Source organism: Rhodococcus aerolatus, from assembly GCF_054783215.1.
In genome coordinates this window covers 208,675-221,942 of sequence record NZ_BAAGQZ010000046.1, presented here as the reverse complement: position 1 = coordinate 221,942, position 13,268 = coordinate 208,675, and the positions used below count along the sequence as shown (strand labels likewise).

Sequence of the window (13,268 nt, the reverse complement as noted above, 5' to 3'; positions counted from 1 at the left end):
GTTGTAGTGGTCGCTACGAACGGTACGCCATCGTTGTAGCAACCGCTACAGTCTCGGGGTGGGACCACGACACTCGCGGGAGCAGCTGCTCGACGCCGCGCTCGACGTCGCCCGGACGGACGGGCTGAGCCGGCTGACCTTCGGCCGGGTCGCGCGCCACGCGGGCACCAGCGACCGCGTCGTCGTCTACTACTTCCCCGACGCCGCGGCGCTCGTCACCGCGGTGCTCGAGGCCGTGGGCGCGCAGCTGCAGGAGGTGCTGGGCCGAGCGCTGGGAGGCCCGGCAGTCGACCACCGGGCGCTGGTCCGCGCCGCCTGGCCCGTCGTCTCCTCCGACGACGCCGAGCCGGTGTTCCGCCTCCTGTTCGAGGCCATCGGGCTCGCGGTGGCCGGCCGCGAGCCCTACGCGGGCCTGGCCGGCGGGCTCACCACGGGCTGGGTCGGCTGGATGGCGGCGCTGCTCGACGGCGACGAGGGGCAGGCCGCCGCCGCGCTGGCGCTGATCGACGGGCTGGTGCTGCTGCGGCTGCTCGCGGGGCCCGCGGCGGCGGACGCGGCGGCGGCCCGGCTCGACGTCGGGTGAGCTACCCGACGGCGTCGCCGACGCGGACCGTGCCGCCCGCCTCGACGCCGGCGTAGACCCCCGCGCACGCCCACGTGCCCAGCCCGGGGATCTCCTCGCGGTGGTGGCGGGCGATGGCGCGCAACGTGTCCGGGTCGGCCGGCAGGTCGCGCTGGGCCAGGGTCGTCATGACGCACCGCATCGCGAGCATGCTCACCGAGCACCGCAGCCCGTCCCCGACGGCCAGCGTCGTGCCCACCCAGGCGTCCTCGGCGAACCCGCCGTCGTCGGTGTGCAGCAGCAGGTTCGGCCGGTAGCGGCGGGCGTCGAAGTCCGCGCCCGGGGCCAGCCGTGCCAGCTCGGCCAGGGTCGACGTGGTCAGCACGTGCAGCACGGCCAGGTCGAAGAACGTCCCCGCGGGCGCCATCGAGCCCAGCGCGATCGTGCTCACGCTCTCCCCGGTGGGCTCGGTCGAGGAACGGGTGCCGTCGATGAACCGCTGCGGGGCCAGGCCGGCCACGTCGGGCCACACCTCCTCGAAGCTCGAGCCCTCCGGCGGCACGCTCGTCAGCCGCACCGGGCGACCGGTCACCGCCTCCAGCGCGGCGTCCACCCCGGCGTCGTCGCTGCGCAGCACGCTGCCGTCGGGCAGGGTCAGCTCCACCGGCGGGGGCACCTCGCCGGACCGCGGCTCGGCCAGGTAGCGGGCCGAGACACCCAGCAGCGCAGCCCACTTGCGCGGGTTCTTCGCACTGGCCACCACCCCGTCGTCGGCGTCGACCAGCGCCCACCCCCGGTCGCCGACCAGGCCGCGCTCGGTGACCACGCAGTCGGTCAGGTCCTCGCCCAGCACGGACTTGACCGGGTAGCGGTGGATCGACGCCACGCGGGCCACGCCGCTCACGCCTCCGCCACCACGTCGGCCAGCGCGGCGTCGAGCAGGCCCAGCAGGTCCTCGAAGTCCGGCACGAGGTCCGCGTCCGCGGCCAGGCCCACCCGCAGCCGGCCCGCGTAGCTGACGATCGACATCCCCACGCCCACCGGGCCGGTCATCGGCACCCAGGCCAGGATGTCGCGCACCGCCACCCCGGCCAGCTCCACCACCGCGGGTGGGCCGGCCACGTTGGTGACCACTGCCGTGCCCCGCCCGGCGAAGGTGTCGATGAACGCGTTCTGCGCCCGCGCCGGGAGCCCGCCGGCGGTGCGCAGCACGCCCTGGATGAAGGCGGCCTCCCGGCTGTGCTTGATGACGCCCATCCGCTCGTGCACCACCCGGCGGTGCAGCCGCGCCCCGGTCAGCCCCGTCGGCAGCGGCAGGAACACCAGGCCGAAGTCGTTGCCCAGCCCGGCGGGCATGGGGGCGCCCTTCTCCCGCAGGTCGACCGGGCAGATGACGACGACCTCGTCGACCAGGCCGTCGTGGCGGCGCAGGTACTCCCGCAGCGCCCCGGTCAGCGCACCCAGGACCACGGTGTTGAGGGTGAAGCCCCCCGCCTTGCCCACGGCGACCACGTCGGCCAGCGGCACCGCCGTGGTCCAGCCGAACCGCTTGGCCGGGGTCAGCGGGCCCTGCAGCAGGTTCGGCTCCGGGCGCATCCCCACCCCGAGCTTGGCCAGCATCGTGGTGTCGGACGCCGTCAGGTCGGCCAGGTCCCTTGCTGCGTCCCCGCCGACGAGGGCGGCCAGCAGGGGGCTGCCCAGGGTGGCCGTGGTCGCGGTGACGGCCCGGGCGGCGTCGGCGGCCCGGTCGAGCACGCGGCCGACGGGCCCGGGCACCGACGGGGGCGGCGGCCGGTCGTCGGCCAGCTCGAGGCGGGGCAGCCGCTCCTCGCCCGCGGGCGGCTCGGTGGCGGTGAGCACCAGCTGCACCAGGGCGCCGCCGTCGGCCAGGGCGTGGTGGCTGCGCAGCAGCAGCGCGCACCCGTCGCCGTGCCCGGTCAGCAGGGTCAGCTCCCACAGCGGCCGGTCGGTGGGCAGCGGCCGGCTCGCCAGCTCGTCGACCACCCGGTGCAGCGCGGCGTCGTCGCCGGGGGCGGGGACCGCGCGCTCGGCCAGGTGCGCGTCCAGGTCCACCTCGTCGACGTCGACCCACGCCGGGCCCGACACCGGGCCGAACGTCACCGCCGGCTCCTCGACCCGCTGCCGGAACCGGCGGAACGGGGGCAGCACCCGCTCCGCCACCCACGTCCGCACCGCGGCCAGGTCGAGCGGCCGCTCCAGGGTGAGCAGCAGGTTGACCACCATCGCGTTGTCGGGGCGCTCCATGTGCAGCCAGGCCACGTCCAGGTCGGCCATCCGCTCGCTCACGTCCGCGCCCCCTCGTCCGGGCCGCGACGGTGCGTCCCGGCCCCACTCTCCCGGCCCGGGGGTGCTCCGCGCCACACCGGGGGGAACCCGGCGGGCCCGCCGCGCGTCCCAGCCCCCGAGCAGGCCGCACGCCCCCGACCGGGAGGAGACCCCCATGCCCAGCCCCGTCCCGCCCGCCCCGGCGCAGGAGTCGCTGCCGCAGGCCGCCGGCAGCGGGCACCTGCGCCTCGAGCCCGGGGTCGCCGAGCGGGCCGCCGCCCGCTGCGACGAGCTGGCCGACCGGGTGCTGGCCCACCGCGCCCGCCTGGCCGGGCTGGGGCCGCTGCAGTGCGGCACGAGCACCACCGGCACCACCCTGGGCGACCAGCTCGACCGCAAGCTCCACGGCAGCGACTCCTCCGTCGACCAGGTGCTCGCCGAGCAGGCCCGCACGCTGGGGGAGGTGGCGGAGGCGTTCCGCGCCGCCGGCCGGGCCGCGCAGGCGCAGGACGAGGCGGCCGCCGGCGGGATCACCACCTGCGGCTGACCCGGACCCGGACCCGGCGTCGCGGGTACCGTCCCCGGGCATGACCGACCGTGACCTCGACGTCGTCGTCTACGGGGCGACCGGCTTCGTCGGCGCCCTGCTCGCCGACTACCTCGTCCGCAACGCCCCCCACGACGCCCGCATCGGCCTGGCCGGCCGCTCCCGCGACAAGCTGGAGAAGGTCAAGGCCGGCCTCGGCCGCGCCGCTGCCGGGTGGGAGGTGCTCGTCGCCGACGCGAGCGACACCGCCGCGCTCGACGCGATGGTCGGCCGCACGCGGGTCGTCGCCACCACCGTGGGGCCCTACGCCCGCTACGGGCTGCCGCTGGCCTCCGCCTGCGCCCGCTCCGGCACCCACTACGCGGACCTCACCGGCGAGGTGCTGTTCCACCGCGACAGCATCGACGCCAACGACGCCGACGCCCGGCTGTCCGGGGCCAAGATCGTGCACTCCTGCGGGTTCGACTCCATCCCCTCCGACCTCGGCGTGCACGTGCTGCACGAGGCCGTGCAGGCCGCCGGGGCGGGCGAGCTCACCGACACCACGCTGGTGGTCCGCGGCACCCGGGGCGGCGTCTCCGGCGGCACCATCGACTCGCTGCGCGCCCAGGTCGAGGTGACCCAGGCCGACCGGGCCCAGGCCAAGGTCGCCCGCAGCCCGTACTCGCTCACCCCGGACCGGGCCGCCGAGCCGGACGTGGGCCCGCAGCCCGACGGCGTCGTCGCCCGCGCCTCCGGCATCGCCCCCGGCCTCGACGGCTGGATCGCCCCGTTCGTCATGGCGCCGTACAACACCCGGGTGGTCCGCCGCTCCAACGCGCTGCGCGGGCACGCCTACGGCAGCCGCTTCAAGTACGCCGAGGCGGTCAGCATGGGCAGCTCGCCGGTGGCCCCGGTGCTGGGGGCGGCCATGGCCGGCGGCCTGCTCGGCTTCCAGCAGGCCATGGCCTTCGGCCCCGCGCGGGCGGTGCTCGACCGGCTGCTGCCCTCGCCCGGCGACGGGCCGGGTGAGAAGACCCGCAACTCCGGCTTCTTCCGGCTGCAGGTGCACGGCACCACGACGACCGACCGCCACTTCACGGCCACCGTGGCGGCGCAGGGCGACCCGGGCTACAAGGCCACCGCGGTGATGCTCGGGGAGAGCGCGCTGTGCCTGGCCTTCGACGACCTCGGCGAGGCCGGCGGCGTGCTCACCCCGGCCACCGCCATGGGCACCCCGCTCGTGGACCGGCTGCGCGCGCAGGGCTTCACCCTCGAGGCCGACGAGGACTGACACCGGTGGGGCAGACGGGGGAGTCGCGGGAGCAGCGGCTCACCCGCAACGTCAACGAGCTGCTGCAGGAGCTGCGGGTCGCGCAGACCGGGGTGCAGTTCCTGCTCGCGTTCCTGCTGGCCGTGGCGTTCACCGACCGCTACCAGCGGGAGTCGGGCTTCGTCCACACCGTGCACCTGCTCGACGTGACGGTCACGGCGGTGGCCTCCGCGCTGCTCATCGCCCCCGCCGCCTGGCACCGGCTGGAGTTCCGGGCGGGACGACGGGAGGCGGTGCTGCGGTACGGCAACCGGTGCGCCATCACGGGTCTGGCGTTCCTCGCCGTCGCCATCGCGGGCACCGTGCTGCTGGTGGCCGACGTCGTCGTCGGGGGCGTCTACGCCGGCGTGCTGGCCGGCGGTGTGGCGCTGGTGATCGGCGGGCTGTGGTTCGTCGTGCCCCGCCTGCTGCCCCCGGACGACGCGCTGCGCCGGTGAGGGCCGCTACCGTGGCACGGCCCCGCACCCCAGCCCCCGGGAGAGCACCGATGGCCCTGCCCGACCCCAGCACCGGCGTCGCCGTGGTGACCGGAGCGTCGTCCGGCATCGGTGAGGCGCTGGCCACCGAGCTCGCCCGCCGCGGCTACGACCTGCTGCTCGTCGCCCGGCGCGCCGCGGTCATGCAAGCCCTCGGGGAGCGCCTGGCCGCCGAGCACGGGGTGTCCTTCGAGGTCCGCGGGGTGGACCTGTCGCGGCCCGAGCAGCGCGCACCGCTGGTGGCCGAGCTGACGGGGCGGCCGGTGTCGGTGCTCTGCGCCAATGCCGGGGTGGCCACCTTCGGGCCCGTCGCCACGCTCGACCACGCGGTGGAGCGGGAGATCGTCGAGCTCAACGCCACCGCGGTGCACGACCTGGTGCTGGCCGTGCTGCCCGGCATGCTGGAGCGCGCCGCCGGCGGGATCCTGGTGACGGGCTCCGCCGCGGGCAACCTCGCCGTGCCGCACAACGCCACCTACGCGGCCACCAAGGCGTTCGTGAACACCTTCGCCGAGTCGCTGCGCGGCGAGCTCGGGGGCACCGGCGTGCACGTGACGCTGCTCGCGCCGGGCCCGGTGCGGGCCGAGCTGGACCAGCCCGTCGAGCGGTCCGTGGTGGACCGGCTGGTGCCCGACGCGATGTGGGTGACCACCGAGATGGCCGCCCGGGTGTCGCTGGACGGCCTGGCGCGCAACGAGATGCGGGTGGTGCCCGGCATCGTCAGCAAGGTGATGTCGCTGAGCGGGGCCTACCTGCCGCGGCGGCTCACCGCCCCCGTCATCGGCGCGTTCTACCGGAAGATGGGGGAGGGCTGACCCCGGCCCGCTCGGCCAGCCACCGCCGGTTGACCAGCACCGCGTGCACGCCGCCGACGAACCACAGCGCGAGCAGGCCCAGGCCCGCCGGGTCGAGCTGCCCCGTGGTCCGCTCGCCGGTGAGCAGCGCGACGAGGACCACGGCCAGCACCACCGCGTAGCCGACGCCGGCCGCGAGCCAGCCGCGCCGCCGGGCCACCGCACCCGCGTAGCCGAACGACACCCAGGTCAGCAGGCCGAACCCCAGCAGCGCCGGGGCCGTCCACAGGCTGTGGCGCAGCCGCCACCGGCCGTCGGCCAGGCGCCGCGCGGCCTCGTCGTCCGCCGCCGGAACGGTCACCGGGCCTCCTCGTCAGGGTCGGGCAGTGCAGGCTACGGAATCAGGCAGGAGCACCTGAAACTGGAGCCCCGGGGCCACCACCCCCGCCCACGCCGTCGAGCAGGTCGGCCGAGCGCGGCCCCGGCGCCCGGCCCCGCTGCACGAACCACTCCCGGCCCAGCACGAGGCGGAACAGCGGACCCGGCAGCCGCAGCAGCACGGCCAGGGTGCGGACCCCGGAGTCGGCCCCCGCCTGGCTGGCGTGCGCGGCCATCGCCGCCCGCTTGGCCCGCCACTGCGCGCGCACGTCGACGACGTGGGTGATGTCCGCGGCCGCGGTGTAGCTGCGCGCGAACGACTCCGGGCCCACCCCGGGCAGCAGCCGGGGCACCCAGGACGCCAGCCTGACGAGCCGCTGCAGCAGGCCCCGGTCCAGGGTGGCCTCGAGGACCACCGGCGTGCCCGCCAGCGCCGCCGCCCGGACCCCCACGTGGTGCACGGCCACGTGGTCGGGGTGGCCGTACCCCCCGGCCGGGTCGTACACCGTCAGCGCGTCCGCGGCCTCCTCCCGCAGCACCGCCACCAGCCCGGCGGCGGCCTCGTCGACCGGCAGGTCGGAGAACCCCCCGGCGCGCGCGCTGTCGCGGAACCCGGAGTCGCGGTGGCCGAGCCAGACCACCCGCGCCACGCCCAGCGCCTGCGCCGAGGCCGCCAGCTCGGCGCGGCGGCGCTGCCCGAGCCGGCCGTCGTCGCGCAGCGCGGACTCGGCGAGGCCCGCGTCCCCGTCCGTGGCCACGACGAGCACCACCCGGTGGCCCTCGGCGGCGAGCCGGGCCAGGGTGCCGCCGGTGAGCAGCACCTCGTCGTCGGGGTGGGCGTGGAAGGACACGACCGTGTGGGGCACCGGCCCAGCGTCACACACCCCCGGCGTGGCTGAGCCCGCTCTCAGCGCCCGGGGGAACACCCGCCGGTACGGTGCGCGTTGTCCGTCGGCGCACCGCCGACACCGAGGAGACCACCGTGACGCAGGACCACCCGACGCGCAGGACGGCCGACGCGTGAGGATCGTCCACGTCTCCGACGTCTACCTGCCCCGCCTCGGCGGCATCGAGATGCAGGTCCACGACCTCGCCGCCCACCAGCAGGCCGCGGGCCACGACGTCACCGTCATCACCCCGACCGGCGCGGGCGAGGGTCCGGAGGCCCCGGGGGTGCCGGTGGTGCGGCTGCCGGGCACGGGACCGATCGGGGCCGGGGACGCGCTGCGTGCCGGCACCGCCGACGCCGACGTCGTCCACCTGCACGCCTCGCTCGTCTCCCCCACGGTGTGGCGCACCGGCGCCCAGCTGACCACCTCGGGCACCCCGTTCGCCGTCACCATGCACTCGGTGCCGCCGCCCGGCTGGGTGCTGCGCGCCGTCGGCACCACCGTCGGGTGGACCCGGTGGCCCGCCCGGTGGACCGCCGTCTCCGACGTCGCCGCCCGGCCGCTGCGCGGGATGCTGCCGCGCACCGAGGTCGGCGTGCTGCACAACGGCATCGACGTCGAGTGGTGGCGCAGCACCGAGCGGGCTGCCGACGACGGCGTGGTCACCCTGGTCAGCGTCATGCGGCTGGCCCAGCGCAAGCGCCCGCTGCACCTGCTGCGCACGCTGCGGCGCGTGCGGGCGCTGGTGCCGGCGTCGGTCCCGCTGCGCGCGGAGATCATCGGCTCCGGCCCGATGCACGACAAGGTGGCCGCCGCGCTGCACCGCTACGGCCTCGAGGGCTGGGTGGAGCTGCGCGGCCAGCTGACCCGCGAGGAGATCCGCGAGACGTACCGCCGCGCCGACGTCTACCTCGCCCCCGCCACCCTGGAGTCGTTCGGCATCGCCGCCCTCGAGGCCCGCAGCGCCGGGCTGCCCGTGGTGGCCATGGCCGTGGGCGGGGTGGGCGAGTTCGTCCGCGACGGGGTGGAGGGCTTCCTCGTCGGCTCCTACCGGGAGATGGCCGAGGCGACCGCCCGGCTCGCCACCCACGCCGGCGCGCTGCGGGCCATGAGCGAGCACAACCTCGGCACGCCCCCGCCGATGGGCTGGGACGACGTGGTGGCCCGCTGCGACGAGCACTACGCGCTGGCCACCGCGCTGCGCCGCGGCACGCGCAGCTCCGTCGCCACCGGCTAGCGGGTCCGGCCGACACCGGAACCGCCCGGCGGCGGGCTGCGTCACACCCGCATGACCGCCTCCACGACACCCCCACCCACGGCGGAGGGCCACGCCCGGCGTGAGCAGCTCCGCACCCGCAACGCGCGGCTGCGCGGCGAGGTCGACGCCCGCATGGCCGACCTGACCCGCCAGGTCGACGAGCTCGCCCGGGCCCAGCAGCAGGCCGCTGCGGTGACCGGCGAGGGCACCTCGGCCGACGGCCTGGTCCGCGTCCTGGTCAACGCCGCTGGCGTCGTCCTGTCCGCCGAGGTGCGTCCCGGCGCCTACGAGCGGGTCAGCCCGCAGGCCCTGGGGCGCGACGTGGTGCAGGCCTCCCAGGCCGCGGCCCGCGACGCCCGCCGGCAGGTCGAGGACGTCATGGCCCCGACCCGGCGCGACACCCCCGACCTGACGGAGCTGGTGCCCGGCGCCCCGTCGCTGCGCGACCTGCTGCCGCCGGTGCCCGAGCCCCCGACCACCCCGCCGCCGACCGCCGGCCCCGCGCCCGCGGTCATGGACCTCGCCCCGGCGGCGGCCCCGCCCGCGCCCCGGCGCGCCCCCCGTCCCACGTGGGACGACGACGACGCCGGCCCGCTGCTGCGGGGGGCCGGGTCGTGAGCACCAGGATGGACCCGAGCCGGCCGAACCCCAGCGTCGGCGCCACCGCGGGCGGCGGGGCGGGCTTGACCGCCGACCCCGACGGGATCCGCACCGCCGCAGGCGGGTTCGCCACCGTGAGCGACGCGGTGACCGACCTCGCGGACACCCTGGACGCCGCGCTCGGGGCGGAGGGCCAGAGCTGGGGCTCCGACGAGCCGGGCCAGGCCTTCGCGAAGGACTACGTGCCGGGGGTGCAGGCCGCGCAGCAGATGATCGCGGCGCTGGCCCAGGGGATGCTCGACATCCAGGCGCTGCTGGTCCGCAACGCGGACGACCTCGAGCACGCCGACACGGCCAACGGGTCGCAGTACTGCGGTGACGGCGGCGCGACCGGCGGCATCGGGGGCGGTGTCGGCGGGGGCGTCGGTGGTGGCGCGACCGGTGGTGGCGGTGTCGGTGGTGGTGTCGGGGGCGGGACCGGTGGGGGCACCGGGCGCGTCGAGCCGGACTGGCCGCCCTACGACCCCGAGCCGCAGCCACAGCCCTGGCCGGAGTGGCCGCGCGACGACGACCCGCAGCCGCTGCCGACCTGGCCGCGCGACGACGACCCGCAGCCGTGGCCGGAGTGGCCGCGCCCCGGTGACCCCCAGCCCCTGCCGACGTGGCCGGGCGAGCAGGACCGGCCGTTCCCGCTGCCCACCTGGCCCACCGACGAGCAGCCCCACGTGGTTCCCGTCGACACGACCACCGGCGCCACCACCGACGAGAGGCGAGTCTGATGACCATCATGATCCCCGGCCCGCTGCAGGGCCTGGCCTCGATCGTCGTCGGGGCCGACTGGCCCGAGGCCGACGAGGACTCCCTGTGGCGGCTGCAGGAGGCCTGGCAGCAGGCCGCGACGTCCGTCGAGGAGGTCTCCCGGCTCGGTGAGGACGCCGCGCGCCGCGTGCTCGAGCACGTCGACGGCCTCGTCGCCGAGGGCTTCACCCACCACTGGCAGGGCATCGACGGCCCCGGCGGCCCCATCGAGTCGCTGCACACCCTGCTCGAGGGCCTGGGCGACGCGTGCGACGAGTTCGCCCTGCAGACCGAGCACGCCAAGCTGTCCATCATCGCGGCCCTGGTGGCGCTCGCCGCCGAGATCGCCTCGCTCGTCGCCGCCTCGTTCGCCACCTTCGGCGCGGCGTCGGCCGGCATCCCCGTCGCCGAGGCCGCGACCCAGCTGGCGGTGCGTGCCATCCTGCGCGAGCTGATCATCGAGATGCTCAAGGGCGCGGCCATCAACGCCGGCACCGAGCTCGCCATCCAGGCCTACCAGCTGGCCAACCACGACTCCGCCACGCTCGACCTCGGTGCCGTGGGCGCGACCGCCCTCGACGGGGCCGTCGCCGGGGCGACCGGCGTCGGGATCGGCACGGCGAGCAAGGGCCTGTTCGGCACCACCACCTCGGGCTTCGCCGGGGCGGCGCTGCGCGGCGGCGCCGAGGGCGCGCTGTCCGGTGCCACCGCGAACGCGCTGAACGGGCTGCGCAACGACGGCGGGTTCAGCGGGCAGGACCTGCTCTCCGGCGGGCTGTCCGGCTCGGTCAGCGGCAGCCGCGGTGGCCTGGAGACCCGGCTGGACGGCCTGGCGCAGACCTACACCCGCTCGCACACCGACGAGTTCGGCCTCGGCCGCGACGGCGGGCTGCTCACCGGGGGCACCCCCGGGCTCCCGACCCCCACGCCGCACCCGACCCCCGCACCCACCCCGCACCCGACCCCCGCACCCACCCCGCACCCGACCCCCGCGCCCGCCCCGCACCCGACCCCGGCCGGGCAGGGCCAGCCGGCGCCGGTCCGCACCGACGAGGCCGGGTACGACGGCTGGAGCTACGCCCGCGCCGCCACCGCCACCGGGCTGGTGCAGGACCGGCCCGACGTCAACGACCCCCGGCCCGGGCTCGAGCAGGACGCCTGACCCGCCCGGCGCCACCGCCCGGTGAGCCGTGTGTGAGGCTCGCCGGGTGAGTGACTGGACGAGCCCCGGCGTCGAGGCGGTCGCCCCGGGCGTCCACCGCATCCCGCTGCCCCTGCCGAACGACGGGCTGCGGGCGGTGAACGTCTACGCCGTGCTCGACGGTGACGGGGTGACCCTGGTCGACGCCGGGTGGGCGCTGGCCGACTCGCTCGACCTGCTCGAGGCGGGCCTGCGCGAGCTCGAGGTGGGCCTGCGCGACGTCCGCCGCATCCTCGTCACCCACGGCCACCAGGACCACTACACGCAGGCCGTCACCATCCGGGAGCGCGTGGGCACGCCGGTCCTGCTCGGCGAGCACGAGCGCACCATGCTCGAGACGATCCTCGACCCCGACGACCACATGGGGGAGCGCCGCAGCGCTGCGATGCGCCGGATGGGGGCGGCCGAGCTGGCCGAGCGCATCCAGGGGGCGCGCAACCAGCGCAACCCCTACGAGCTGCCCGACTCCTGGCTCGCCGACGAGCAGCGCGTCGAGCTCGACGGGCGCACCCTGCAGGTCACCCACACCCCCGGGCACACCCGCGGGCACGTCGTGTTCGCCGACGACGCCGCCGGGCTGCTCTTCGCCGGGGACCACGTGCTGCCGCGCATCACCCCGTCGATCGCCGTGGAGCCCGACCCGCCGGAGCTGGCGCTCGGTGACTACCTGGGCTCGCTGGCCCGGGTGCGCGCGATGCCCGACCGCCGCCTGCTGCCCGCCCACGGCCCCGTCACCGACAGCGTGCACGCCCGCATCGACGAGCTGCTCGCGCACCACGACACCCGCCTGGCCCACACCCTGGCCGCCGTCGAGCAGGGCACCACCTGCTTCGCCGTCGCGGGCCGGCTGGCCTGGACCCGGCACGAGCGGGCGTTCGCCGACCTCGACCTGTTCAACCAGCTGCTCGCGGTGGGCGAGACCCGCGCGCACCTGGACCTGCTCGTCTCCCAGGGCCGGCTGACCCGCACCACCACCGACGGCGTCGAGCACTACGGCAGCTGAGCCCGCGAGCCCCCGCGGGGTGCCCGCGCCGGCGCCGGTCCGGCAGGATCGTGCGGGTGAGCAACCCGGAGCCGTGGTCACCGCTGGGCCACCAGCGCCCCCAGCCGGGGCAGGACGGGTTGCTCGACGAGCCGTACTACCACGACCTGTTCACCCACGACGGCGGCTACTCCCGCCGCCCGCCCGGCCCGCCCCCGGAGCCGCCGCGCTCCCGGCGGGGGCTGTGGGTGGCGCTGTCGGTGCTGCTCGCCCTGGCCGTCGTCGGCGGCCTGGTCACCGTCGCCGTCGTCGCCGCCGGGCCGCGCAGCACCCCCACCGCGGCCCCCGACCCGACCCCGCCGCCGGCCGCGCTGCCCACCACCGTCGCCCCCACCACGACCACCGCGCCCGCCCCCTGCCCGCGGCCGGCCCGGCTGGCGGGCACGTCGTCGGTGCTGGGTCCCGACGGCCTGCGGCTCGGCTTCGCCGCCACCCCCGGCTGCCCGGGCGGCCAGGTGCTCACCGGCCCCACCGAGCTGCGGGTGACCGACGGCCCGGTGCAGCTCGCCGGCGCCGCGATCGACCTCAGCGCCACCCCGCTGGCGCTCGGCCCCGGCGCCCCCGGCTCGCTGACGGTGCTGTTCCCGCCCGGGACCTTCTCCGTCGTCCCCAGCCAGGCCGGCGCGAGCGCGCTCACCACGACGCTGGTCACCGGGGCCGGACCCACCCCGCGCGATGCCCCGGCGCAGGCGAGCGTCACCGCGGGCGCCCCGCTGCCCCCGCCCGGCGACGCGGAGGCCGCCGCGCTCGCCGCGCTGCAGCGCCAGGCCGCCCTCGACCGCCCCGACGTCGAGGCCCGCCTCGCCGAGCGCTGGCAGCCGCAGGTCAGCTCCAAGCAGGCCGGTCTCGTGGTGGCCGGGCGCACCTTCGACCAGCAGGCGGTGCTCGCCGACCACCTCCGGCTGCGGCAGCGCTACCCCGACGCCCGGCTGGTGTTCTCCGGGGACTGGCAGAGCTACCGCGGCAAGGACTTCTGGGTCACCCTGTCCGGGGCGACGTTCCCGACCAGCGGGGGCGCCCTGGGCTGGTGCGGCCAGCAGGGCTTCGGCCCGGACGACTGCGTCGGGGTGCTGCTCAGCCACACCCAGGGCCCGGACGGCACCTTCGCCGGGCGCTGACCCCGG

Annotated in this window: 15 protein-coding genes; 11 read left to right on the top strand and 4 right to left on the bottom strand. The window is 77.1% G+C overall.

Annotated elements, in window-relative coordinates; all coding sequences use genetic code 11:
• Positions 1 to 58 precede the first annotated feature (58 nt).
• Positions 59 to 583 carry a TetR/AcrR family transcriptional regulator gene (locus ACYVOF_RS17900; RefSeq protein WP_460868879.1) on the top strand — a complete coding sequence of 175 codons (525 nt, stop codon included), beginning with the start codon at positions 59 to 61 and terminating at the stop codon, positions 581 to 583.
• A 1-nt stretch (position 584) separates the two neighbouring features.
• Here the strand turns inward: ACYVOF_RS17900 and ACYVOF_RS17895 are convergent, their stop codons facing one another.
• The gene (locus ACYVOF_RS17895; RefSeq protein ID WP_460868877.1) at positions 585 to 1,457 is read right to left on the bottom strand and encodes an MOSC domain-containing protein; all 873 of its coding nucleotides are present in this window, start codon (positions 1,455 to 1,457) and stop codon (positions 585 to 587) included.
• 5 nt (positions 1,458 to 1,462) lie between these two features.
• The gene (locus ACYVOF_RS17890; protein ID WP_460868875.1) at positions 1,463 to 2,869 is read right to left on the bottom strand and encodes a wax ester/triacylglycerol synthase domain-containing protein; all 1,407 of its coding nucleotides are present in this window, start codon (positions 2,867 to 2,869) and stop codon (positions 1,463 to 1,465) included.
• Positions 2,870 to 3,023: 154 nt separating this feature from the next.
• Between ACYVOF_RS17890 and ACYVOF_RS17885 the strand changes: the two genes are divergently transcribed.
• From ACYVOF_RS17885 to cmrA, 4 genes are read left to right on the top strand one after another with little or no spacing between them, the layout of a single operon-like run.
• Positions 3,024 to 3,395, top strand: coding sequence for a hypothetical protein (locus tag ACYVOF_RS17885; protein WP_460868873.1), 372 nt, complete (start codon positions 3,024 to 3,026; stop codon positions 3,393 to 3,395).
• A gap of 40 nt (positions 3,396 to 3,435) precedes the next feature.
• Positions 3,436 to 4,668: a saccharopine dehydrogenase family protein gene (locus ACYVOF_RS17880; protein WP_460868871.1), complete on the top strand. Its 1,233-nt coding sequence runs from the start codon at positions 3,436 to 3,438 to the stop codon at positions 4,666 to 4,668.
• 5 nt (positions 4,669 to 4,673) lie between these two features.
• The gene (locus tag ACYVOF_RS17875) at positions 4,674 to 5,144 is read left to right on the top strand and encodes a DUF6328 family protein (RefSeq protein WP_460868869.1); all 471 of its coding nucleotides are present in this window, start codon (positions 4,674 to 4,676) and stop codon (positions 5,142 to 5,144) included.
• A gap of 50 nt (positions 5,145 to 5,194) precedes the next feature.
• A complete protein-coding gene (gene cmrA / locus ACYVOF_RS17870; protein ID WP_460868867.1) occupies positions 5,195 to 5,998 on the top strand; it encodes a mycolate reductase in 804 nt (267 codons plus the stop codon).
• On the opposite strand, the gene ACYVOF_RS17865 is transcribed toward cmrA, so the two are convergent.
• On the bottom strand, positions 5,961 to 6,338 hold the full coding sequence (locus ACYVOF_RS17865; RefSeq protein ID WP_460868865.1) for a hypothetical protein: 378 nt from the start codon (positions 6,336 to 6,338) through the stop codon (positions 5,961 to 5,963). The genes cmrA and ACYVOF_RS17865 overlap by 38 nt on opposite strands.
• A 40-nt stretch (positions 6,339 to 6,378) precedes the next feature.
• Complete coding sequence (locus ACYVOF_RS17860; RefSeq protein ID WP_460868863.1) at positions 6,379 to 7,221, bottom strand: PIG-L deacetylase family protein; 843 nt, start codon at positions 7,219 to 7,221, stop codon at positions 6,379 to 6,381.
• A 154-nt stretch (positions 7,222 to 7,375) separates the two neighbouring features.
• On the opposite strand from ACYVOF_RS17860, the gene ACYVOF_RS17855 reads away from it, so the two are divergent.
• From ACYVOF_RS17855 to ACYVOF_RS17830, 6 genes are read left to right on the top strand one after another with little or no spacing between them, the layout of a single operon-like run.
• Positions 7,376 to 8,482 (top strand): glycosyltransferase family 4 protein, encoded by a 1,107-nt coding sequence (locus tag ACYVOF_RS17855; RefSeq protein ID WP_460868862.1) that lies wholly within the window; start codon positions 7,376 to 7,378, stop codon positions 8,480 to 8,482.
• Positions 8,483 to 8,533: 51 nt separating this feature from the next.
• Positions 8,534 to 9,121: a YbaB/EbfC family nucleoid-associated protein gene (locus tag ACYVOF_RS17850; RefSeq protein WP_460868860.1), complete on the top strand. Its 588-nt coding sequence runs from the start codon at positions 8,534 to 8,536 to the stop codon at positions 9,119 to 9,121.
• Positions 9,118 to 9,882 carry a WXG100 family type VII secretion target gene (locus ACYVOF_RS17845; protein ID WP_460868858.1) on the top strand — a complete coding sequence of 255 codons (765 nt, stop codon included), beginning with the start codon at positions 9,118 to 9,120 and terminating at the stop codon, positions 9,880 to 9,882. The genes ACYVOF_RS17850 and ACYVOF_RS17845 overlap by 4 nt, the downstream gene beginning before the upstream one ends.
• Entirely contained in the window at positions 9,882 to 11,063 is a 1,182-nt protein-coding gene (locus tag ACYVOF_RS17840) for a WXG100-like domain-containing protein (RefSeq protein WP_460868856.1), read from the top strand. Before ACYVOF_RS17845 ends, ACYVOF_RS17840 begins: the two co-directional genes overlap by 1 nt.
• A 46-nt stretch (positions 11,064 to 11,109) precedes the next feature.
• The gene (locus tag ACYVOF_RS17835; protein WP_460868855.1) at positions 11,110 to 12,105 is read left to right on the top strand and encodes an MBL fold metallo-hydrolase; all 996 of its coding nucleotides are present in this window, start codon (positions 11,110 to 11,112) and stop codon (positions 12,103 to 12,105) included.
• Positions 12,106 to 12,161: 56 nt separating this feature from the next.
• The gene (locus ACYVOF_RS17830; RefSeq protein WP_460868853.1) at positions 12,162 to 13,262 is read left to right on the top strand and encodes a hypothetical protein; all 1,101 of its coding nucleotides are present in this window, start codon (positions 12,162 to 12,164) and stop codon (positions 13,260 to 13,262) included.
• The last annotated feature ends 6 nt before the right edge of the window (positions 13,263 to 13,268 follow it).

What these genes read in the sequence shown, in the direction of transcription:
- ACYVOF_RS17885 (WP_460868873.1), top strand. Translation starts at nt 3,024, where the DNA reads ATGCCCAGCCCCGTCCCGCCCGCCCCGGCGCAGGAGTCGCTGCCGCAG.
- ACYVOF_RS17880 (WP_460868871.1), top strand. Translation starts at nt 3,436, where the DNA reads ATGACCGACCGTGACCTCGACGTCGTCGTCTACGGGGCGACCGGCTTC.
- cmrA (WP_460868867.1), top strand. Translation starts at nt 5,195, where the DNA reads ATGGCCCTGCCCGACCCCAGCACCGGCGTCGCCGTGGTGACCGGAGCG.
- ACYVOF_RS17850 (WP_460868860.1), top strand. Translation starts at nt 8,534, where the DNA reads ATGACCGCCTCCACGACACCCCCACCCACGGCGGAGGGCCACGCCCGG.
- ACYVOF_RS17840 (WP_460868856.1), top strand. Translation starts at nt 9,882, where the DNA reads ATGACCATCATGATCCCCGGCCCGCTGCAGGGCCTGGCCTCGATCGTC.